Annotated in this window: 15 protein-coding genes and 1 pseudogene; 8 read left to right on the forward strand and 8 right to left on the reverse strand. The window is 72.9% G+C overall.

The window, feature by feature from the left end; all coding sequences use genetic code 11:
* Positions 1-37 precede the first annotated feature (37 nt).
* Positions 38-1,657: an N-acyl-D-amino-acid deacylase family protein gene (locus OJ254_RS04340; RefSeq protein WP_265361319.1), complete on the forward strand. Its 1,620-nt coding sequence runs from the start codon at positions 38-40 to the stop codon at positions 1,655-1,657.
* Here the strand turns inward: OJ254_RS04340 and OJ254_RS04345 are convergent.
* On the reverse strand, positions 1,553-3,775 hold the full coding sequence (locus tag OJ254_RS04345) for a P-loop NTPase fold protein (protein ID WP_265361320.1): 2,223 nt from the start codon (positions 3,773-3,775) through the stop codon (positions 1,553-1,555). The two genes, OJ254_RS04340 and OJ254_RS04345, sit on opposite strands and share 105 nt — an antisense overlap.
* 210 nt (positions 3,776-3,985) lie before the next feature.
* Here OJ254_RS04345 and OJ254_RS04350 point away from each other — a divergent pair, with 210 nt between their 5' ends.
* Positions 3,986-5,197, forward strand: coding sequence for a pyridoxal phosphate-dependent aminotransferase (locus OJ254_RS04350; RefSeq protein WP_030414689.1), 1,212 nt, complete (start codon positions 3,986-3,988; stop codon positions 5,195-5,197).
* 85 nt (positions 5,198-5,282) lie between these two features.
* Positions 5,283-5,744, forward strand: coding sequence for an SCO4983 family protein (locus OJ254_RS04355; protein WP_265361321.1), 462 nt, complete (start codon positions 5,283-5,285; stop codon positions 5,742-5,744).
* A gap of 239 nt (positions 5,745-5,983) precedes the next feature.
* Here the strand turns inward: OJ254_RS04355 and OJ254_RS04360 are convergent, their stop codons facing one another.
* A complete protein-coding gene (locus OJ254_RS04360) occupies positions 5,984-7,813 on the reverse strand; it encodes a phosphoenolpyruvate carboxykinase (GTP) (RefSeq protein ID WP_265361322.1) in 1,830 nt (609 codons plus the stop codon).
* A gap of 238 nt (positions 7,814-8,051) precedes the next feature.
* Here OJ254_RS04360 and trhA point away from each other — a divergent pair, with 238 nt between their 5' ends.
* The gene (gene trhA, locus OJ254_RS04365; RefSeq protein WP_265361323.1) at positions 8,052-8,768 is read left to right on the forward strand and encodes a PAQR family membrane homeostasis protein TrhA; all 717 of its coding nucleotides are present in this window, start codon (positions 8,052-8,054) and stop codon (positions 8,766-8,768) included.
* Positions 8,769-8,964: 196 nt separating this feature from the next.
* Positions 8,965-9,633, forward strand: a complete 669-nt coding sequence (locus tag OJ254_RS04370) for a TetR/AcrR family transcriptional regulator (protein ID WP_265361324.1) — start codon at positions 8,965-8,967, stop codon at positions 9,631-9,633.
* On the opposite strand, the gene OJ254_RS04375 is transcribed toward OJ254_RS04370, so the two are convergent.
* The 4 genes and pseudogenes from OJ254_RS04375 to OJ254_RS04390 form a co-directional block, all read right to left on the reverse strand.
* The gene (locus tag OJ254_RS04375) at positions 9,623-10,051 is read right to left on the reverse strand and encodes a MerR family transcriptional regulator (protein ID WP_265361325.1); all 429 of its coding nucleotides are present in this window, start codon (positions 10,049-10,051) and stop codon (positions 9,623-9,625) included. The two genes, OJ254_RS04370 and OJ254_RS04375, sit on opposite strands and share 11 nt — an antisense overlap.
* Positions 10,052-10,140: 89 nt before the next feature.
* Positions 10,141-11,504: pseudogene (locus OJ254_RS04380) on the reverse strand (amidase).
* Positions 11,505-11,589: 85 nt separating this feature from the next.
* Complete coding sequence (locus tag OJ254_RS04385; protein WP_265361326.1) at positions 11,590-12,597, reverse strand: MDR family NADP-dependent oxidoreductase; 1,008 nt, start codon at positions 12,595-12,597, stop codon at positions 11,590-11,592.
* 136 nt (positions 12,598-12,733) lie between these two features.
* Entirely contained in the window at positions 12,734-14,779 is a 2,046-nt protein-coding gene (locus OJ254_RS04390; protein ID WP_265361327.1) for a thioredoxin domain-containing protein, read from the reverse strand.
* A 145-nt stretch (positions 14,780-14,924) separates the two neighbouring features.
* Here OJ254_RS04390 and OJ254_RS04395 point away from each other — a divergent pair, with 145 nt between their 5' ends.
* Complete coding sequence (locus OJ254_RS04395) at positions 14,925-18,248, forward strand: tetratricopeptide repeat protein (protein ID WP_265361328.1); 3,324 nt, start codon at positions 14,925-14,927, stop codon at positions 18,246-18,248.
* 209 nt (positions 18,249-18,457) lie between these two features.
* On the opposite strand, the gene OJ254_RS04400 is transcribed toward OJ254_RS04395, so the two are convergent.
* Positions 18,458-18,709: an RAMP4 family protein gene (locus OJ254_RS04400; protein ID WP_261955964.1), complete on the reverse strand. Its 252-nt coding sequence runs from the start codon at positions 18,707-18,709 to the stop codon at positions 18,458-18,460.
* A gap of 4 nt (positions 18,710-18,713) precedes the next feature.
* Entirely contained in the window at positions 18,714-19,586 is an 873-nt protein-coding gene (mca, locus tag OJ254_RS04405) for a mycothiol conjugate amidase Mca (RefSeq protein WP_265361329.1), read from the reverse strand.
* Between the two features lie 138 nt (positions 19,587-19,724).
* Between mca and OJ254_RS04410 the strand changes: the two genes are divergently transcribed.
* Together OJ254_RS04410 and greA are read left to right on the forward strand one after the other, a co-directional pair.
* On the forward strand, positions 19,725-20,144 hold the full coding sequence (locus tag OJ254_RS04410; RefSeq protein ID WP_265361330.1) for a DUF4307 domain-containing protein: 420 nt from the start codon (positions 19,725-19,727) through the stop codon (positions 20,142-20,144).
* A 336-nt stretch (positions 20,145-20,480) separates the two neighbouring features.
* Positions 20,481-20,978, forward strand: a complete 498-nt coding sequence (greA, locus tag OJ254_RS04415; RefSeq protein ID WP_030414702.1) for a transcription elongation factor GreA — start codon at positions 20,481-20,483, stop codon at positions 20,976-20,978.
* Positions 20,979-20,996 lie beyond the last annotated feature (18 nt).

Here is a 20,996-nt window from a genome sequence, read left to right on the forward strand (position 1 = left end):
CTGCTGTCCCCTTCCGCCCGCCCCGAGAGGACCCGCCATGGACCTGGTCATCCGCGACGTACGCGTCCTCGACGGCACCGGCGGCGCCTCCTACCGGGCGGACGTGTCGCTCGACGGCGGCCGGATCGCCGCCGTCGTGCGCGAGGGCGGCGGCCGCCGCCCCACCGCCCGCCGCACCCTGGACGCCGGCGGCCTCGCCCTCTCCCCCGGCTTCATCGACATGCACGCGCACAGCGACCTGGCGCTGCTGCGCGACCCGGCGCACGAGGCCAAGGCCGCCCAGGGCGTCACCCTCGAAGTCCTCGGCCAGGACGGCCTGTCGTACGCACCGGTCGACGACCGCACCCTCGCCCAGGTCCGCCAGGCCATCACCGGCTGGAACGGCGGCGGCCCCGGGGACACCTCCCTCGACTTCGACTGGCGGACGGTCGGCGGGTACCTCGACCGCCTGGACCACGGCTTCGACGGACAGGGCATCGCGGTCAACGCCGCCTACCTCGTCCCGCAGGGCACGGTCCGGATGTACGCGGTCGGCTGGGACGACCGGGACGCGACCCCGGCCGAGCTCGCCCGCATGAAGCGCCTGGTCGCCGAGGGCCTGGAACAGGGCGCCGTCGGCATGTCGTCCGGCCTCACCTACACCCCCGGCATGTACGCCAAGGACGCCGAACTCACCGAGCTGTGCCGGGTGGTGGCCTCGTACGACGGCTACTACTGTCCCCACCACCGCAGTTACGGGGCGGGCGCCCTGGACGCGTACGAGGAGATGATCGACCTCACGCGCACCGCCGGCTGCGCCCTCCATCTCGCCCACGCCACCATGAACTTCGGCGTGAACAAGGGCCGGGCCGCCGACCTCCTCGCCCTCCTCGACGACGCGATCGCGGCGGGCGCGGACATCAGTCTCGACACCTACCCGTACACCCCCGGCTCCACGACCCTCGTGGCGATGCTGCCGAGTTGGGCCAACGAGGGCGGCCCGGAGGCCACCCTCGCCCGGCTCCGCGACGACGAGACCGCCGAGCGCATCCGCCACCACGTCGAGGAGCTCGGCTCCGACGGCTGCCACGGCGTACCGATCGAGTGGGACACCATCGAGATCTCCGGCGTCGCCGACCCCGCGCTCGCCTCCGGCGTCGGCAAGACCGTCGCCCGGGCCGCCGCCGAGCGCGCCGAGGCCCCCTGGGCCACCGCCCGCCGCCTCCTCCTCGACGACCGCCTCGGCTCGACGATCCTCCAGCACGTCGGCCACGAGGAGAACGTCCGCGCGATCATGCGGCACCCGGTGCACACCGGCGGCAGCGACGGCATCCTCCAGGGCGACAAGCCGCACCCGCGCGCGTACGGCACCTTCCCGCACTACCTCGGCCACTACGCCCGGGAGTTGGGGGTGCTCTCCCTGGAGGAGTGCGTGGCCCATCTGACGGGCCGTCCGGCGGCCCGGCTGCGGCTGCCCGACCGCGGCCTCGTCCGCGAGGGCTACCGCGCCGACCTGGTCCTCTTCGACCCGGACACGGTGGCGGCGGGCTCGACGTTCGAGGCCCCGCGGACGCTACCCGTCGGCATCCCGCACGTCCTGATCGACGGGCGCTTCGTCATCGAGGACGGCCGCCGGACGGACGTCCTGGCGGGGCGGGCGGTGCGGCGCACTCCATAGGTGCGCCTCGGAGCGGGCCCGGTCCCGGACGGCGGTCAGGGCCAGGTCGCCCAGCTCCTGCTCGTTGTTGGTGAGCGAGGCGCCCAGGGCCGTGGCGCGCTCCTCGCGGTCCGGGGACCGGCGGATGGTGAAGAAGACCACCGGCCCGTCGTACTGCCCGTCCTCCTTGAGCCGTTCCACCATGACGAAGCCCGCGGTGTGGTCCCGCCCCCGGCTGATGTCGGAGATCAGCAGGTCGGGGGTGTGGGTGCGGAGCGCCCGCACGGCGTCGACGCTGTTCTCCACATGCGTCACCTGCGCCCCGAGGCCCTCCAGCACCGTGCGCACCGCGGCCTTGCGCTCCGGCTGGTCGTCGACCCACAGGACGTGGAACGGCGGCAGTGACGGGTACGGGCTCTGCTGCAGATACCCGCCCTGCGATGCCTGGTACACGCGGCCCTGCTGCGGATACCCGGCCTGCTGCACCTGCGGCGGGTAGGCGGGTTGCGGCTGCTGCGGGTAGCCACCGTCCTGCTGCCCCGGCTGCGGGTACGGGGAGACGGGCTGCTGCCGGGCCGCCGGCGCCGGCTGCTGCGGCACCCCGTAGCCGCCCACTCCGGCGTACGGCTCCTCGCCCGGCCAAGCCAGCGGCGGGCCGAACCCGACGCCGTAGCCGTCCGCCCGGACGTCCGGCAGGCTCTGCCACATCGGGGCCCACTCCTGGGACATCCGGGTCGGCTCGTCGCCCGACCCCTGCGGGCCCTCGCGCAGCCGTTGCAGCAGCCGGTCCGCGTCCGGGCGGGCGGTCAGCTCGTCGACCAGCGAGGTGAACGCCGGATTGATCACCAAGGTGGGGAATTCCGTGGGGAGTTGACGCTCCAGCGCGGTCAGCACCGCCTCGCCCGACGACCCGAGCGGAGCCGGCGCCAGCAGGTCGTACGAGGCGAGGAAGGTCCGCACCCGGGTGAGTTCGTGGTCCGGGGGCGGGACCGCGGCCGCGGACAGCAGCGTGCGCCGCACCTCGCGGTAGGTACGGAACTCGGCCACCACATCGCCGTCCACCGTGCCGGACGGGCCGGTCATCATCCGGTAGAAGTCGGGATAGAAGTACTGCAGCAGCAGCGTCCTGATCACCGCGTCGGGGCCGAAGTCACGCCAGACCGGGTTCAGGGTCGCTTCCAGCACGAAGCCGTTGACCAGGCGTTTGATGCGGCGCGGGTTGCGGTCCGAGCGCTGGACCAGCAGATCCACCAGGGCGTCGTCGAGCAGCGGCTCGATGCCGGCGGTCCGGGCGCACCACCGGATGTAGTCCTTGACGCCGTGGTTGTCGGGGGCCGGAATCCGGTAGCTGGTCTGGAAGATCTTCTCCAGGAACGCCGAACCGGCCGGCGACAGGTCGCGCAGCAGCCCGTTGGGCCCCAGCGCCGACCGGTCGCAGCCGATCATGAACGCCAGCCCGGGCACGTCCAGGTAGACCTTCACCGCCTCGCAGACCGCGAGCACCGTCTCCTCCGAGCAGCGGTCGAGGTCGTCGATGAAGACCACCAGGAGCCGGCGCGGCCGGAACTCGGTGTTCTGCGACCACTCCTGCACCAGCTCGCCGATCGCCCCGCGCATCTCGTTGCGCGCCTGGGAGTTGACCGACAGGCCCTTCCACAGCTCGTCGACGAGACCGGCCATGCCGAGCGGTCCCGCGACGACGGTGGTCAGGGCCCGGGCCGCCCGCAGCAGGGCGCGCCGCTCGCTGACCCGCGCCAGACCGCGGCGCAGCACCCGCCGGTCGAAGCGCATCAGGACGGACTTGATCAGCCCTTCCAGCGCGTCGGCGCCGGTCGAGGTCCAGGCGTTGTACCAGACCGTGTGGACGTCGGGGGCGTGCGCCAGGTCCGCGTCGACCAGCCGCATCAGGCTGCTCTTGCCCATGCCCCAGCCGGCGTCGACGGCGAGGGTGAAGGGGGTGGACCCGCGGGAGGCGACGAGCAGGCCGGCGAGCTGGCGGGCGGCGCGTCCGGCGCCGAGCAGATCCGCGCCGGACTCGGCCACCGGCTCGTCGTTGAGGAGCGCGAACGGGCCGTGCGACGGGGGCGCGGTGACGGCCGGCGCGGGCACGGTGGGAGGTAACGGGGCCGAGGTGGGCATGCGCCCGGAGCGTACCGGGACGACCGTGCGCCCGCGCACCCCGCCGCGAAATCAGCAGCGACCCTGCCGGCTGCCCTGCCGGCCGGCGGCGTCGGGCGCGCCGCCCGGAGCCACAGCCGTCACCGAAGGTGAGGAACCCCACACCCTGCGCTGATCAACGTGGGGAAAAACACCGGGCGGGCGGCGAAACACGCCCGTAAGGTGGCGGACATGCAGGTGATCCAGTCAACGAAGCTCGCCAACGTCTGCTACGAAATCCGTGGCCCGGTGCTTGAGGAGGCCATGCGGCTGGAGGCGGCGGGTCACCGCATCCTCAAGCTGAACACCGGCAACCCGGCGGCGTTCGGCTTCGAGTGCCCGCCCGAGATCCTGGAGGACATCCTCCGCACGGTCGGGACGGCGCACGGCTACGGCGACGCGAAGGGCCTGCTGTCCGCCCGCCGCGCGGTGATGCAGCACTACCAGACCAAGGGCATCGAGCTCTCGGTCGACGACATCTACCTGGGCAACGGTGTCTCCGAGCTGATCCAGATGTCGATGCAGGCGCTGCTGGACGACGGCGACGAGGTGCTCGTGCCGGCCCCGGACTACCCGCTGTGGACCGCCTCGGTCTCGCTGTCCGGCGGCACCGCCGTGCACTACCGCTGCGACGAGCAGGCCGACTGGATGCCCGACCTGGCCGACATCGAGCGCAAGGTCACCGACCGCACCAAGGCCATCGTCGTCATCAACCCCAACAACCCGACCGGCGCGGTGTACGACGACGCGCTGCTCCAGGGCATCGCGGAGATCGCCCGGCGGCACAACCTGATCGTCTGCGCCGACGAGATCTACGACAAGATCCTCTTCGACGGGGTCACCCACACCCCGTTCGCCGCGCTCGCCCCGGACCTGCTGACCCTGACCTTCAACGGCCTGTCCAAGGCGTACCGGGTCGCCGGCTACCGCAGCGGCTGGCTGGCGGTCTGCGGCCCCAAGGCGCACGCCTCCTCGTACATCGAGGGGCTGACGATCCTCGCCAACATGCGGCTGTGCGCCAACATGCCGGCCCAGCACGCGGTCGCCACGGCGCTCGGCGGCCGGCAGTCGATCAACGACCTGGTGCTGCCCGGCGGCCGGCTGCTGGAGCAGCGCGACACCGCGTACGAGCTGCTGACACAGATCCCCGGCGTCAGCTGTGTGAAGCCGAAGGGCGCGCTCTACGCCTTCCCGCGGCTGGACCCCAAGGTGTACAAGATCAAGGACGACCGGCAGATGGTGCTGGACCTGCTGCGCGCCGAGAAGATCATGATCGTGCACGGCACCGGCTTCAACTGGCCCGAGCCGGACCACTTCCGGCTGGTCACCCTGCCCAGCAAGGACGATCTGGCGGACGCGGTGACCCGGATCGGCACCTTCCTCGACGGTTACGGACAGTACTGAGCCGGGCCGACTTCTATACGACCCACAACTTTAGACAGCGTCTAAGCTAGGATGGCTTCCTGGACATTTTTCAGGAGGCCGTCCCATGTACGAACCGATCCGCACCAAGTCGGTCCACACCATGGCCGCCGCCCCGGAGATCCCGCACCGCTCCCGCGAGGAGGAGCTGGACATCCGGCTCGCCGGACAGCTGACCGCGCTGCTCACCGTCACCGACGAGCTGCACGCCCTGGCCCGGCGCCAGGACGCCCGTCCGGCCGGGGATCCCGGCGCCGGACCGGCCCCGGACGCCATCGCGCTGGCCGAGGCCGCCGACCGCATCGCCGAGCAGGTCGCGCGGCTGAGCGGCGGCCACTACCCGCTGCGCGCCGAGCCCTCGGACGCCGGCAGCCCGTCCCGCGCGGCGGCGCTCCAGCAGCGCGCCCGCACCCTGGCCGGCAACGCCCTGGCGGTCGCCACCTCCCGCGGCGACACCGCGGTGATCGCCCTGGCGGCCGAGCGGATGGAGGCCCACACGGGCCCGATAAGGGACCTGGCCAGCGCCTGAGGGGCTTGTGCCGGAGCCTGAGACGGGGCTTACGGAGCCACCGCTCCCCGCCCCGGCCGCCGCGACCCGTTCACTCCACCGGCCCATCGGCCCCGGCCCGCCCGGGCGGCCGCCCGCGACCGCCTCCGCCTCGCGCTCCGTCACCACGGCCCGGTGCTCCGCAGCGAACAAGGCCGGGGCCCCGCACCCTCGGTGCGGGGCCCCGGCCGGATGCCCGGCGGCAGCGGCAGCGGCGGCGGTCAGCCGAGGCGCTGCACCAACGCGCGGTACTCGTCCCACAGTTCCTTCGGCGTGTGGTCACCGAAGGTGTTGAGGTGCTCGGGAACCAGCGCCGCCTCCTCGCGCCACACGTCCTTGTCGACGGTGAGCAGGAAGTCGAGGTCGCTGTCGCTGAGGTCGAGCCCCTCGGTGTCCAGCGAACCCTTGGCGGGCAGCACGCCGATGGGGGTCTCCACGCCCTCGGCCTTGCCGTCCAGCCGCTCGACGATCCACTTGAGCACCCGGCTGTTCTCGCCGAAGCCCGGCCACACGAAGCGGCCCGCGTCGTCCTTGCGGAACCAGTTGACGTAGTAGATCTTCGGCAGCTTGGACTGGTCCTTGTCCTTGGCCACGTCGACCCAGTGGGCCATGTAGTCGCCCATGTTGTAGCCGCAGAACGGCAGCATGGCGAACGGGTCGCGGCGCAGCTCGCCGACCTTGCCCTCGGCCGCGGCGGTCTTCTCCGACGCCACGTTCGCGCCGAGGAAGACGCCGTGCTGCCAGCTCAGCGACTCGGTCACCAGCGGTACGGCGCTGGCCCGGCGGCCACCGAAGAGGATCGCCGAGATCGGCACGCCCCGCGGGTCCTCCCACTCGGGCGCGATGATCGGGCACTGGCCGGCCGGGACGGTGAACCGGGCGTTGGGGTGCGCGGCCGGCGTCCCGGACTCGGGGGTCCAGTCGTTGCCCTTCCAGTCCGTGAGGTGCTCGGGCTGCTCCTGGGTCATGCCCTCCCACCACACGTCGCCGTCGTCCGTCAGCGCGACGTTGGTGAAGACGGAGTTGCCCCACAGGGTCTTCATGGCGTTGGCGTTGGTGTGTTCGCCGGTACCGGGCGCGACGCCGAAGAAGCCGGCCTCGGGGTTGATCGCGTAGAGGCGGCCGTCCTCACCGAAGCGCATCCAGGCGATGTCGTCGCCGATGGTCTCGACCGTCCAGCCGGAGATCGTGGGCTCCAGCATGGCGAGGTTGGTCTTGCCGCAGGCGGACGGGAAGGCGGCGGCCACGTACTTCGACTCGCCCTGCGGCGGGGTGAGCTTGAGGATCAGCATGTGCTCGGCCAGCCAGCCCTCGTCACGGGCCATCACCGACGCGATGCGCAGCGCGTAGCACTTCTTGCCGAGCAGGGCGTTGCCGCCGTAGCCGGAGCCGTAGGACCAGATCTCGCGGTCCTCGGGGAAGTGCGAGATGTACTTGGTGGAGTTGCACGGCCACGGAACGTCGGCCTCGCCCTCCGCCAGCGGGGCGCCGAGGGTGTGCACCGCCTTGACGAAGAAGCCGTCCTCACCGAGTTCCTCGAGGACCGGCTGCCCCATGCGCGTCATGGTGCGCATGGAGACCGCGACGTACGCGGAGTCGGTGATCTCCACGCCGAGGGCGGACAGCGGCGAACCCAGCGGGCCCATGCAGAACGGAACGACGTACATCGTCCGCCCCTTCATCGCGCCGCGGAAGATGCCGCCCTCGCCGCCCACGCCGGTGAAGATCTCCCGCATCTCGGCGGGGGCCTTCCAGTGGTTGGTCGGGCCGGCGTCCGCCTCCTTCTCGGAGCAGATGAAGGTGCGGTCCTCGACGCGGGCCACGTCCGAGGGGTCGGAAGCGGCGTAGTACGAGTTGGGGCGCTTGATCGGGTCGAGCTTCTTGAACGTCCCCTTGGCGACGAGCTCCTCGGCGAGCCGCTCGTACTCGGCCTCGGAGCCGTCGCACCAGACGACCCGGTCGGGCTGGGTGATCGCTGCAATTTCGTCGACCCAGGCAATGAGGCCCTGGTGACGGGTCGGGACGGTGGGAGCCGCGTTGTCGCGCGCCACGATCGCTCCTAGATGAGGGTGTGGACGGATATATGCCCGGTGTGCCGGGAAAATCCGCTTCTTTTGGTTGTTGCCCCTTGGGGGCCGCGACCCGGATGCTTCGTGACCGCTCATCCGGTGCCGTCCGCACTCATTTGATCATCCGACCCGAATACCGATCTGTCCAGAGGGCGCCTTCGTGACCGTCACCACTCGTGGACGAACCGGTAACCTACGGTCGCGTAGCTAGCATTGCGCCATGACTTCCGCGCCCGACGCCGCCGAGAACCGGCCCGCCACCGCGTCCCCCGCGATCGCGGCGGTCGCCGCCGCCACCGCGCCGCTCAAACCCAAACTCCGCGGCTGGCTGCATGCCGGGATGTTCCCCGCCGCCCTGCTCTCCGGGGTGTTCCTCACCGCCTTCGCCGACAGTCCCCGGGGCCGCCTGGCCTGCGCCATCTACACCCTGACCGCCTGCCTGCTGTTCGGCGTCAGCGCCCTTTACCACCGCGGCAATTGGGGCCCGCGCGCGGACCGCGTACTGCGCCGCCTCGATCACGCCAACATCTTCCTGATCATCGCCGGCACCTACACCCCCTTCACCATGCTGCTCGTGCCCGGATCACGCGGGCAGGTACTCCTCTGGGCGATCTGGGCGGCCGCGCTCGCCGGAATCGCCTTCCGCGTCTTCTGGGTCGGCGCGCCCCGCTGGCTCTACACCCCCTGCTACCTCGCCATGGGCTGGGCCGCCGTCTTCTTCCTCCCCGACTTCCTGCGCACCGGCGGGATCGCCGTCCTCGTGCTCGTCGTCGTCGGCGGTCTGCTCTACAGCGCCGGCGGCGTCATCTACGGCATCAAGCGCCCCAACCCCTCCCCCCGCTGGTTCGGCTTCCACGAGGTCTTCCACTCCTTCACGCTCGCCGCCTTCGTCGTCCACTACGTCGGCATCTCGCTGGTGGCCTACACGCACGCCTGAGATCACGCCTGAGATACCGGATCCCCAACGCAGCACCGGCATTTCACGGAGCTCACCCTCCCCACTTTTCACGCTCTGTGAATCATCCTGCTTCACAGAGTGACAGACACCACTGACAACGGCGGCGGCCCGGCCGGTTCGCGGGCCCGGACGCGACCGTGGCCCGCCGGACGACCGGTGCCCGAGAATGCTGTGCATGGTCTCCGCACGCACCTCCGCCACCCGCACCGGAACGCCGAAGCCCGGGCTGCGGGAACGGAAGAAGGTCAAGACCCGGCAGGCGATCCGGCGGGCCGCGTACCGGCTCTTCGCGGAGCGGGGCTACGACGCGACCCCCGTGGACCGGATCGCCGAGGCCGCCGACGTCTCGCCGAGCACGGTCTTCCGCTACTTCCCCACCAAGGAAGACCTCGTGCTCACCGACGAGTACGACACCGTGCTGGCCACCGGACTGCGGTCCCGGCCCGCCGACGAGCCGATCGTCGAGTCGGTCCGCCGGGTCACCGTCGAGGCCCTGCACGGCCTGTCCCCGGAGGACCGCACCGACCTCGTCCAGCGCATCCGGCTGGTCCGCGAAGTGCCCGCGATCCGCGGCCGCACGGCGGAGAACACCGCCCGGAACACCGCCACGATCTGCGCCGTGCTGGCCGAGCGCACCGGGCGCCCGGCCGACGACCTGGAGCTACGGGTCGTCAGCGCGGCCGTCCTGGCCGCCCTCCAGGAGGCGATGCTGGCCTGGGTGGCGGGGGCCGGGGCACCCGGGGAAGGCGGGACGCCCGGGGAGGACCGGACGCCCGGTCTGGAGGAGCTGGTCCGGCTGACCCACCAGACGATGGACGTGCTGGCGCGCGGGCTCACGCCGTAGCGGCGGGGGCCTCCGGGGGCGGCGCGGCGCCCGGACCGTCCGCCGGCTCGCCCAGGCGTGCCGCGAGCCGCGCCCGTAGTTGGGAGAGCCGCTCGATGCGGTCGTCCAGGTCCGCGAGCCGGCGCCGGGCCACCGCTTCCGCCGTCGAACACCGCTCCGCGCGCGGGTCCTTGGGGATCAGCGCGGGCACGCCCTCGGGCGGCATGGTGCGCAGCAGGTGCGCGAAGGCCCGTACGTCGCCCACCGTCAGTCCGGCCTCGCGCAGTTCGCGGACCGCCCGGAGCCGGCGGATGTCCTCGGCGTCGTAGACCCGGTGCCCGGAAGGGGTCCTCCGGGCCGTCACCAGGCCCTGCTGTTCGTAGTAGCGCAGCGCCCTTGGTGTCATCCCCGCGGCCGCCGCGGCGTCCCCGATCCGCATCGGCGCCTCCCGTGGCGGGACGGCCCGCTGCCCCTCGCCCGGCGGGTTCCCCCGGTTCTCCGCTCCCTCGCGGTCCCCCGTCCTGTCGTTCAGCGCCCGCTCGCCCCCTCGCCACCCGCCCCGTTCAGGATGCGTTCGATGCCGGTCGCCGCCTCCAGCAGGGCCTCGTCCGCGCCCTCGATGGCGACGAGTTGGAGCCCCAGCGGCAGCCCGTCGGCGGCCCGTCCGGCAGGCAGGCTGAGGGACGGCAGACCGGCGTTGCTCCAGGGCAGGCACATGATCGAGGTGCCGGTGGTGGTGAGGTCGGCGGGGGCCGGGCCGGTGGCCGCCGGGGCGAGCCACAGGTCGATGCCGGCCCCGGCCGACGCGGCGGCGAGCCGTGTGCGGAACGCGGCCCGGCGCGTCCGGGCCGCTTCGTAGGCGGCGTCCCCGATCGCCTGTCCCTGCCGGATGGCCGCCGTGGTCTGCTCGCGGTAGCGGTCGCCGAAGCGCGCGAACCAGTCGGCGTGGGCCCGCGCGACCTCGTAGCGGTTCATCGTGAACAACTGCTCCACCACCGCGTCGAAATCGTCCATCACCGGGACCTCGCGGACCTCGTACCCGGCGGCGCCCAACAGCTCGCGCTGCTCCTTGAAGGCGCGCAGCGCCTCCTCGCCGGCGCGCTCCAGATAGGGACCCACCGGCACGCCCAGCACCGGGCGCGAGGGCCGGCCCGGGACCCGCTCCGGACGCTCCGGGCCGCCGCGCCCGCCGCGCCAGCCGTCGAGCAGCACCGAGGCGGCCAGCGCGACGCCCGCCACGTCCGTGGCGTACCACCCCAGGGTGTCGAAGCTGAGGGCGTTGGGGATCACGCCGTCGAGCGGTATCCGCCCGTACGTGGGCTTGAAGCCGACCACGCCGCAGTAGGCGGCGGGCCGGATCATCGAGCCGACGGTCTGCGTCCCGAGGGCCAGCGGCACCATGCCGGCGGCGACCGCGGCCGCCGAACCGCTGCTGGAACCCCGGGCGTATGGGCGGGGTGGTGCGGGTTGCGGGTCGGGCCGGGGGCCGTGACGGCGAACTCCGCGGTGACGGTCTTGCCCGCCACCAGGGCGCCGGCCGCGCGCAGCCGGTCCACCACGACGGCCTGCGCACCGGCCAGCGCCTCGGGCGGCAGGGCCGATCCGGCGCGGGTGGGCAGGCCGTCCACCCGCACGATGTCCTTGATGCCGACCGGTACGCCGTAGAGCGCGGGCCGCCCGGCGGGGCCCGGCGGACCGGCCGCCGCCAGCTCCCGCGCCGCCTCCAGGAGCCGCGTACGCCGCCCGTCCTCGGGCACGAACGCCCGCACCCGCGGATCGACGGCGTCGATGCGGTCGCAGGTGCGCCGCACCGCGTCGACGGGGTCGTCCGCGCCGGACCGCAGCGCCGCGGCCTCCTGGACAAGGGGCCGGTGCCCCAGCAAGGTCGTCACGCCTGCAGGCTACAACCGCCCCCTGACAACGGCCGGTTGGGCGACGACCACGGCCATCGTCCGCACCCGGACCGCTACCCCCGCCTCACAACTCCACGACGACCGCGCCCAGATGGCGGCCCTCGGTGAGCTCGCGCAGCGCCCGGGGCGCCTGTTCGAGGCCCTGCAGCCGGGCGTGCGGGAAGGTGAGGGTGCCGTCCCGGAGGCCCGCGGCGAACCGCCGGTTCCACTGGGGGATCAGGTCCAGGTGCTTGTAGAGGGCGATGCCGCGCAGGGTGATGCTCCGGATGAGCAGCGAGAGGCTGTCGACCGCCACCTTGGCGGTCGTGCCGTCCGGGGAGAGCTGGCTGGCCAGGGCGCCCACGATGGCGACCCGGGCGTCGCGGTTGGCGAGGGCGAGGGCGGCCTCCAGCTGCTCGCCGCCGACGTTGTCGAAGACCGCGTCGATGCCGTCCGGGGCCGCCTCGCGCAGCTGCTCCTCGATGGGGCCGGCGCCGCGGATGACCACCGCGTCATAGCCCAGTTCCTTGATCAGGCGGTCGGCCTTCTGCTGTGACCCGGTGCTGCCGATGACCCGGGCCGCGCCGAACTGGCGGGCGACCTGGCCGGCCAGGGTGCCCACGCCGCCGGCCGCGCCGGTGACGAACACCGTGTCGCCGGGGCGTACTTCGGCGCCGCGCTCGATGCCCATCAGGGCGGTGGCGCCCTGGGAGAGGTACGCGGCGGGGTCGGGCATCAGGTCCGGATCGAGGCGGGTGGCCGCGTCGGCATCGAGCAGCGCGTACTCACGCCAGCCGAGTTGGTGTTCCACCAGGTCACCGGGGTTGAGGTCGGTACCGGGGGCGGCCACGACCTCGCCGATCGCATGGCCGTGCAGCGGCGCCCCGACCTCGTAGGAGGGGATGGGCACGTCGTTGTGCTCGTCCATCAGGCTGCGCATCACGGCGCCGAGGCCCATGTGGGTGTTGCGGACCAGCACCTGGCCGGGCCCGGGTTCGGGGACCGGGACCTCCACGATCTCGAAGAGGTCATCGGTGACCGGCCCCGTGGGACGGGCGGCCAGGCGGACTTCGCGGTATGTGCGGTTCGTCATGACCCGAGGCTAAAACTTGACGCGCACGTCAAGGTCAAACCGGTCATTGGTCCTAGGACTTGGGACGGTGTTTCCAGGGGCGTGCGCCGAACGACCCGGCCCCGGGGCCGCCCCTGGGAGGCCCCGGTCCCTGCCGTCACCCCCGGAGGCGCTCCGCCAGCTCCTCGGGGTCCGTCGTGGGCCGCTCACAGGTGAAGTGGCGGCACACGTAGGCGGCGGGTTCGCCGTCGACCAGCGGGCGGTCCTTGAGGAGCGGCACCGCGTCGGCCTCCTCGGTCCCGGGGGTGCCCAGTGCGACGACCGCGCCCGGTGCCGTGCCGAGCAGCGCGGCGCGGTGCAGGGCGGCGGTGGCCGGATCGCCCTGCGGACCGACGACCGCGATCTCCCGCGGCCCGTCCAGCGCCGCCTCGGCGACCGCGAGCCCCCAGCCGATGAAGCGCGGGGCCCGGCCACCGAGCGCCGTGACGATGCCCAGGGCGCGTTCCGCCGCGCTCCGGTGGAGGTCGCTGCCGGTCAGCGCGCCGTACGACAGGAGCGCACCGGCCGCCGCGGTCCACCCGGAGGGCGACGCGTTGTCGGTGGGGTCCTGGGGGCGGCGGATCAGCGACTCGGCGTCCGCGGCGGTGTCGTAGAGCGCGCCGTCCTCGGTGGTGAACTGGAGCAGCACGGTGTCCAACAGGAAGCCCGCGAAGTCCACCCAGACGCCTTCGCCGGTGACCGAGGCGAGGGTGAGGAAGCCCTCGGCGACGTCGGCGTAGTCCTCCAGGACCCCGGAGTTGCCGCCGGGCACCCCGTCGCGGGAGGTGCGGTGCAGCCGGGCCTGCCAGTCCATGTGGACGCGGACCAGCAGGTCGGCGGCGTCGGTGGCGGCCTGGACGAGATCGGGGCGGTCGAAGTAGGCGCCGGTCTCGGCGAGCGCGGCGATGGCCAGGCCGTTCCAGGCGGCGACGACCTTGTCGTCCCGGCCGGGGCGCGGCCGCTGCTCGCGCGCCGCCAGCAGCCGCTGCTTGACGGAGACCACCCGCTCGGCGTCGGCCGGCATGTCCGTGTCGGGGAGTTGGAGCACCGAGGCGCCCTCCTCGAAGGTGCCTTCCTCGGTGACGCCGAAGTACGTGGCGGCGAACTCCGCGTCTTTCTCCCCCAGTACGGCGCGCAGCTGCTCCGGCGTCCATACGTAGTAGGCGCCCTCGACGTGCCGGCCCGTGCCGTCGTCGCTGTCCGCGTCCAGGGCCGAGGCGAAGCCGCCCTGGCCGGTGCGGAGTTCGCGGACCATGAAGTCGGCGGTCTCCACGGCGATCCGGCGGGCCAGGTCCGAGCCGGTGGTCCGCCACAGGTGCGCGTAGGTCCGGCACAGCAGGGCGTTGTCGTAGAGCATCTTCTCGAAGTGCGGCACGGTCCAGGTGGCGTCCACCGCGTAGCGCGCGAAGCCGCCGCCGAGCTGGTCGTAGATGCCGCCGCGGGCCATCGCCGCGCCGGTCGCCTGCACCATCTCCAGGGCCCCCGCCGAACCGGTGCGGGCGTGGTGGCGCAGCAGGAACTCCAGCACCATGGACGGCGGGAACTTGGGCGCTCCGCCGAATCCGCCGCGCACCGCGTCGAAGTCGCGGGTCAGGCCCATCAGGGCGGCGTGCAGCTCCTCGGGCCGGGGCGGGCGGCGGTCGGCGGGCAGCGACTCGGTCAGCGAACGGCCCGCCAGGTCGGCCACGATCCGCCCGGCGACCTCGCCGACCTCGTCCCGGCGGTCCGTCCAGGCGGCTCGCACCCCTTCGAGGATCTGCCCGAACGACGGCATGCCGTGCCGCGGCTCGGGCGGGAAGTACGTGCCGAAGTAGAACGGCTCGGCGTCGGGGGTGAGGAAGACGGTCATGGGCCAGCCGCCCTGGCCGGTGGCGGCCTGCACGGCCTCCATGTACACCGCGTCCACGTCCGGCCGCTCCTCGCGGTCGACCTTGACCGCGACGAAGTGCTCGTTGAGCAGGGCGGCGGTGTCCGCGTCCTCGAAGCTCTCGTGGGCCATGACGTGACACCAGTGGCAGGAGCTGTAGCCGACGCTCAGCAGCACCGGCACACCGCGCCGGCGGGCCTCGTCGAACGCCTCGGCGGACCACGGCCACCAGTCGACGGGGTTGTCGGCGTGCTGGAGCAGATACGGGGAAGTCTCATGGGCCAGGCGGTTCGGCATGGGTCCATCCTCTCCCACCGAGGCCCGCCGTGACGGGAGCGGAGGGAGTTATCCACAAGCCTGCCGGAATCCGCGCGGAGGCGGAACACTGTGCGTACGGCGAAGATCGACGCCGGAGACTGCGGTAACTGCGGAGGGGGACGTCATGCCGGTCTCACTGGCTGCGCTGCGCGAGGACCATCGTGCGGACGCGGAGGCCCTGTTGACCAGGGCCGTCGAGGAGGAGGTGCGCCGCTCGGGCGGGCGGCTGGACGGGGCGGCGCTGCTCGGCAGAGCGCGGGCGGCGCTGGACGGGCTGGCGGACAGCGCCGCCGAGGAGTACACCGCCTACGTCCGGGCGCTGGACGAGGCGGCCGCCGGCCGGCCGTCGCTGGGGCGGCGGCTGGCGCCGAAGGAGCTGGGCACGCCCGCGGTCGCGACCGGCGTCGCGGCGGTGGCGGCGTTCGGCACGGACCTCGCGTACGGCTCGGGCGGCGGCGCGGCGCTGGGGGTCGGGGCCGCGGTGCTGGTGGCGGGCGCGGCGGCGACGGTCGTGAAGCTGACCGCGGGCCACTGGCCGGCCGCGCACCGTGAGGCGGGGCGGCGGGGGCAGCCCGGCGGTGCGGAGCAGCTGCGGCTGCAGTGGCTGACGGCACTGGAGGTGCGGGGCATCCGGCCGTTCCTGGACCAGCAGCGGATGCTGACGGCGGCGGCCCGGAGCGGCGGCGCGAAGGACGGCGCGACGACCACGAAGACCACCCGGGGGCCGCAGCTGCGCGGCGCCGACCGGAGCGCGGCGGCCCGGCAGCGGTCCGTACTGGAGCACTCCTTCTCCCAACTGCCGCAGGCCGACGGCCCGTTCGCCGGCCGGCGGGCCGAGCTGGCCCGGATCGCGCAGTGGGTGCAGGCGGCCCGCGCGTCCACGGAGACCCGGCCGACGGTGGTGGTGCTGCACGGCGAGCCGGGATCGGGGCGTACGGCGCTGGCGGTGCGGGCCACCCATCAGCTGCGCGACCAGTTCCGCGGCGCCTGTGTGGTGGACCTGCGCGGCGACACCCCGGGCGAGGTGCCACTGCCGACCCGGGACGCGCTGCTGCATCTGCTCAACCGACTCGGCGCGCCCCGCGAGCAGCTGCTGTTCCGCGAGCGCCCCTCCCAGGAGCAGCACGTCAAGCGGCTCACCGAGCTGTACCACCAGCATCTGACGGGCCTGCCGGTGACGGTCCTGCTGGACGACGCCGCGGACCCGGAGCAGGTGCGCACGCTGGTGCCCGAGCGGTCCGACAGCCTGGTGCTGGTGACGTCCCGGGAGCCGTTGAAGCTTCCCGAGGACCTGGAGGCGTGGGTGCACCACCTGCCGGTGGGGCCGCTGGACGCCGCGGGCACCGAGGAGCTGCTGCGCGCCGCCGCGGCGGCCGGCGAGGGGACCGCGGGCGGTGCGGGCGGGCGGGAGTCCCGGCCCCGGCCGGCGGACGCCCCGGCGGAGCCGTACGACGCCCGGGCGCTCGACGAGATCTCCGGGCTGTGCGGAGGCCTGCCGCTGGCGCTGCGGGTGGTGGGTTCCTCGCTCGGCGCGCGCACCCCCGCCGAGCTGGCCACCGCGCTGGCGGCCGGTCCCCCGGCCCCGCCGGTGGACCAGGCGCTGGCCCTGGGCTACGCCGACCGCCCCGAGCCGGCCCGGCGGCTGCTGCGCCGGCTGGCGCTGGTGGGCCGGGCCAGCCTGGGGGCGGCGGCCGCCGCGGCGCTGCTCGGCGTCGAGACCTCCGAGGCCGAACGGCAGCTGACGGCCCTGGCCCGGGCCGGCCTCATCGAGCACGTCCGCGGCGAGCGCTACCGCCTGCACTCCCTGGTGCACGCCTTCGCGCACGCCCGGCTGGTGGACGAGGAGGAGCCCGGGGAGCGCGGCGCGGCCCAGGAGCGGCTGATCCGCGGCTATGCGGAGCTCGCCGACTCGGTCATCCGGCTGGTCGACGGCCGTACCTCGACCCGCGCCGACCGCTTCGGTTCGCACGGCTTCACGTCCCTGGACGCGGCCCTGCAGTGGCTGGACGACGAGTCCAGCTTCATCACGGCCGCGCTGCGCCACGCCGACCAGGACGTCGACCAGGCCACGGTCTCGCACCTGCTGGGCGCGCTGGCCGACTACTGCCTGCTGCGCGGTGACCTCTACCGCCTCGGGGAGCTGAGCGAGCTCACCCGGGCCGTCGGCCAGGGGCTGCTGGTCCGCTCGGTGCAGTGGCGCACGGGTGTGGCGGCCCGGCAGCTCGGCGAGCTGGACAAGGCGCGGACGACCCTGTCGTCGGTGGTGGATCTCTACTTCGAGGCGCAGCATCCGGCGGGCGCCGCGCGGGCGTTGCGCGATCTGGGCATCACCCTCCAGCAGCAGGGCAACCTCCAGGAGGCCGCGGTCAAGCTCCGGGAGGCGCTGGAGCTGCAGTCCGGCCCGGACATGCACGGCGACCGCGCCTGGACGCTGCACGCCCTGGCGGCCGTGGAGCGGGACCGGGCGCAGCTCGCCGAGGCCCTCGCCATGCTGCGGGAGTCCCTGGAGCTGCACGAGGAGAGCGAGAGCGTGCACGGCCAGGCGTGGGCGCACTTCCAGCTCGGCCAGGTGTATCTGCGGACGGGCGAGGTGCCGCGGGCCGAGCAGGCGCTGCACGCGGCGCTGGAGCTGTACGGCCGTACCCAGGACGAGCGCGGCGCGGCCTGGGCGATGACCCAGCTGGCCCGGGCCCGGCTGGTGGCCGGCGAGCCGGGGCCGGCGGCCGACCGGCTGCGGCAGGCGCTGCCGCTGCACCGCCAGCACGAGGACCCCCGTGGTGAGGCGTGGACGATGTACTACCTCGGGCAGGCCTTGGAGGAGCGCGGCGAACGGGACGCGGCACTGCGGCAATTGGAGCGCTCGCGGACGATGTTCAGCCGGATGCAGGACGGCTACGGCCTGGCCTGCGCCCGGCACCACTCCGGGCGGGTCACCCGCGATCTGCGGGCCGAGCAGACCGGTTCGCTGCGCAACAGCGGCTTCGCCCGGCAGCTGCTGCAGGACGCCCGCAAGGACTTCGCGCGGATCGGGGTGCCGCACGGTGAGGCGTGGTCCTGCCTGGAGCTGGTGATCATCGACGCCGGTAACGGGCGGGCGGCCCAGGCGCTGGAGCTGGCCGACGAGGCGGCCGGGACGTTCGCCGGCTACGGCGACCGGCGCGGCGAGGACTGGGCGCGCTTCCTGCGCTGCACGCTGCTGCCGTTCGCCTCGGCGGGCGGTTCCGTGGTGGGCGCGGCCGTCGCGCAGGAAGAGCTGGACCGCCTCATACGGGACAAGCACCCGGCCCGCGACGCGAAGCTGGAGGACTGCGCGGAGGCGTTCGCCATCCTGCTGGAGCGCGGCGTGGAGCCGGAAACGGGCTGGCAGGCATGGCGGCTCGGCATGGTCCCGGACCGCCACACCCGCGAGGTCATGGGCGTCCTGGCCGGCCCGTCGGTCGGGGACTGACGGGCCCGCCGGGAACGGCGACCCGCGGCCCCGGCTTCCGGTGCCGCCCGCGCGCGGGCGACCACCTGGCCATGGCCCGCGGCCGTACCGGAGCAGCTCATGGAGACACGCAACGACTCGCCGGCCGCTCGGGCCGGCGAGCCGCCGGGGCGGTCAGCCGGTCGCTGCCAGGAGACCGGCCGTCGACCGCGCCCGGTCTTCGGCCGTCCTCAGCCGGTCTTCGGCTTCGCGGCGGCCGGGGCGGCGGAGGCGGTGGTGCCCGCCTCACCCTCCTCCGGCTGCTCCTCGAAGTTGACCTTCTTCATCTGCTTGTTCATGGACTTCATCAGCAGCCACACGGCGCCGCCGATGACCGCGAAGACGATGAAGCCGAGGACGCCGGGGGTCACCTTGTCCTTGTCGAAGCTGTCGGCAAGGGTGACGAAGTGCGTCAGGGCGAGGGTGCTGGTCGCGCTCATCATGGGGTCAATTGTTGCGGATGCCCGCGAAGAGGTCGTCCTCGGGGAGGGAAGTGTCCACGAGCGACTTCGCGAGCTCGTACTCCTCCGTCGGCCAGACCTCGCGCTGGATGTCCATCGGCACCCGGAACCACCCGCCGTCGGGGTCGATCTGGGTGGCGTGCGCGATCAGCGCCTTGTCGCGGATCTCGAAGAACTCGTCACACGGAATGTAGGTGGTCAGCGTGCGCTCGCGGCGCTCGAACTGCTTCCAGCGCTCCAGCCACTCGCCGTACGGCGACTCCATGCCGCGGGCCAGCAGCGCCTCGTGCAGCGCGATGGTCCGCGGCTTGTTGAAGCCCTGGTTGTAGTAGAGCTTCTGCGGCTGCCAGGGCTCACCGGCCTCCGGGTACTTCTCCGGGTCGCCGGCCGCCTCGAAGGCCACCATCGTGATCTTGTGCGTCATGATGTGGTCCGGGTGCGGGTAGCCGCCGTTCTCGTCGTAGGTCGTGATGACCTGCGGCTTGAAGTCCCGGATCAGCTTGACCAGCCGCCCGGCCGCCTCGTCGACGTCCTGCAGGGCGAAGCAGCCCTCGGGGAGCGGCGGCAGCGGATCGCCCTCGGGCAGCCCGGAGTCGACGAAGCCCAGCCACTCCTGCTTGACGCCGAGGATCTCCCGGGCCTCGTCCATCTCCTTCCTGCGTACCTCGTGGATGTGCTCCTCGATGTACGGGTCCCCCTGGAGCTTCGGGTTGAGGATGGAACCTCGCTCTCCGCCTGTGCAGGTGGCGACCAGCACGTCCACCCCCTCGGACACGTACTTGGCCATGGTGGCCGCACCCTTGCTCGACTCGTCGTCGGGGTGGGCGTGCACCGCCATCAAACGCAGCTGCTCAGTCAAGACTCGATCCTCAGTTAAGGGCCGGAGAAGATGCCTCCTATAGTGACCGAAGCGAGGGGGCGCTGTATTCCCTGGGGCGGGGACCCCCCGGGGGGTTCCCGAGCCGGCTCCAGGTCCCCGTACCAGGAGGATGGATCGATGGCCGCGGTGCGCGAAGGGCTCCCGGACGGACGCTACGGCCGCTCCGCGGACCGGCGCGCGGACCGCAAGCTCAAGATCATCGGGGCGGTGCTCGGTGCCGGCCTCCTGGGCGCGGTCGGCTGGGCCGGCGTGTCGTACATCTCCGGACAGGACCTCAGCGGCCGGGTGATCACCTGGGACGCGGTGTCCGACCACGCCGTCAAGGTCCATCTGGAGGTCGTCAAGGGCGCCGACGACAAGGGCGTGTGCACCCTGCGCTCGCAGGCGGCGGACGGTTCCGAGGTCGGCCGCAAGGACGTCACCATCGACCAGCGAACGAGCCAGGTTGACACCGAGGTCACGCTACGGACGACGAAGCGCGCGACCAACGCGGTGCTCGTCGGCTGCACGTCCTCGTCCGTATCCTCGTCCTCGTAGCGTCGCAGCGTCGCAGCGTCGTAGTGTCGTAGCGCGTCATGGATCCGGAATCCCTGCCCGTCCAGGGGCGGGCCGAGGCACGCGCGGGGTGCATCCGTACCGCCGCGGCTACCCTCCGCCACCGTCCGCCCCTCGGGTGCCTCGCGCGCCCCATTCCGGCATGGCGTGTCGTGACCGCCTCTGATCAGCGATGATGCGTTCCTGTGCGGTCACTGTGAATTTCCTCTTCCCCGTTTTGTGCCGGAATTGTTAGGCTCGTGGTTTCGCCCACCCGTGAAGGCGCAAACCTTCCTGGTAGGGCGTTTGATTTATCCCCAGTACCGACGAGGAGCACCTGTGACCCAGACCAGCGAGAACGTCACCTGGCTGACCCAGGAGGCGTATGACCAGCTCAAGGCCGAGCTGGAGTACCTGTCTGGTCCCGCACGCGCCGAGATCACCGAGAAGATCCAGGCGGCCCGCGAGGAAGGTGACCTGAAGGAGAACGCCGGGTACCACGCGGCCAAGGAAGAGCAGGGCAAGCAGGAGCTTCGGGTCCGGCAGCTCACCCAGCTGCTGCAGTCCGCGAAGGTCGGCGAGGCCCCCGCCGCCAACGGCGTCGTCGCTCCCGGCATGGTCGTCACCATCGCGTTCGACGGGGACCCGGACGACACGCTGTCGTTCCTCCTGGCCTCGCGGGAGTACGCGAGCTCGGACATCGAGACCTACTCCCCGCAGTCCCCGCTGGGCACGGGCGTGAACGGCAAGAAGATCGGCGCCGATGCGGAGTACGAGCTCCCCAACGGCAAGAAGGCGAGCGTGAAGATCCTCGACGCCAAGCCGTACACCGGCTGAGCCACGGGACGCCCGCAG

This window comes from Streptomyces endophytica (genome assembly GCF_026153355.1).
Taxonomy (GTDB): Bacteria; Actinomycetota; Actinomycetes; order Streptomycetales; family Streptomycetaceae; genus Streptomyces; species Streptomyces endophytica.

Coding starts and splice junctions, on each gene's coding strand:
- OJ254_RS04410 (WP_265361330.1), top strand. CDS start 19,725: ATGGCCGCGGTGCGCGAAGGGCTCCCGGACGGACGCTACGGCCGCTCC.
- OJ254_RS04350 (WP_030414689.1), top strand. CDS start 3,986: ATGCAGGTGATCCAGTCAACGAAGCTCGCCAACGTCTGCTACGAAATC.
- OJ254_RS04370 (WP_265361324.1), top strand. CDS start 8,965: ATGGTCTCCGCACGCACCTCCGCCACCCGCACCGGAACGCCGAAGCCC.
- trhA (WP_265361323.1), top strand. CDS start 8,052: ATGACTTCCGCGCCCGACGCCGCCGAGAACCGGCCCGCCACCGCGTCC.
- OJ254_RS04345 (WP_265361320.1), bottom strand. CDS start 3,775: ATGCCCACCTCGGCCCCGTTACCTCCCACCGTGCCCGCGCCGGCCGTC.
- OJ254_RS04395 (WP_265361328.1), top strand. CDS start 14,925: ATGCCGGTCTCACTGGCTGCGCTGCGCGAGGACCATCGTGCGGACGCG.
- OJ254_RS04385 (WP_265361326.1), bottom strand. CDS start 12,597: ATGACGAACCGCACATACCGCGAAGTCCGCCTGGCCGCCCGTCCCACG.
- OJ254_RS04355 (WP_265361321.1), top strand. CDS start 5,283: ATGTACGAACCGATCCGCACCAAGTCGGTCCACACCATGGCCGCCGCC.
- OJ254_RS04400 (WP_261955964.1), bottom strand. CDS start 18,709: ATGATGAGCGCGACCAGCACCCTCGCCCTGACGCACTTCGTCACCCTT.
- OJ254_RS04340 (WP_265361319.1), top strand. CDS start 38: ATGGACCTGGTCATCCGCGACGTACGCGTCCTCGACGGCACCGGCGGC.
- OJ254_RS04390 (WP_265361327.1), bottom strand. CDS start 14,779: ATGCCGAACCGCCTGGCCCATGAGACTTCCCCGTATCTGCTCCAGCAC.
- OJ254_RS04375 (WP_265361325.1), bottom strand. CDS start 10,051: ATGCGGATCGGGGACGCCGCGGCGGCCGCGGGGATGACACCAAGGGCG.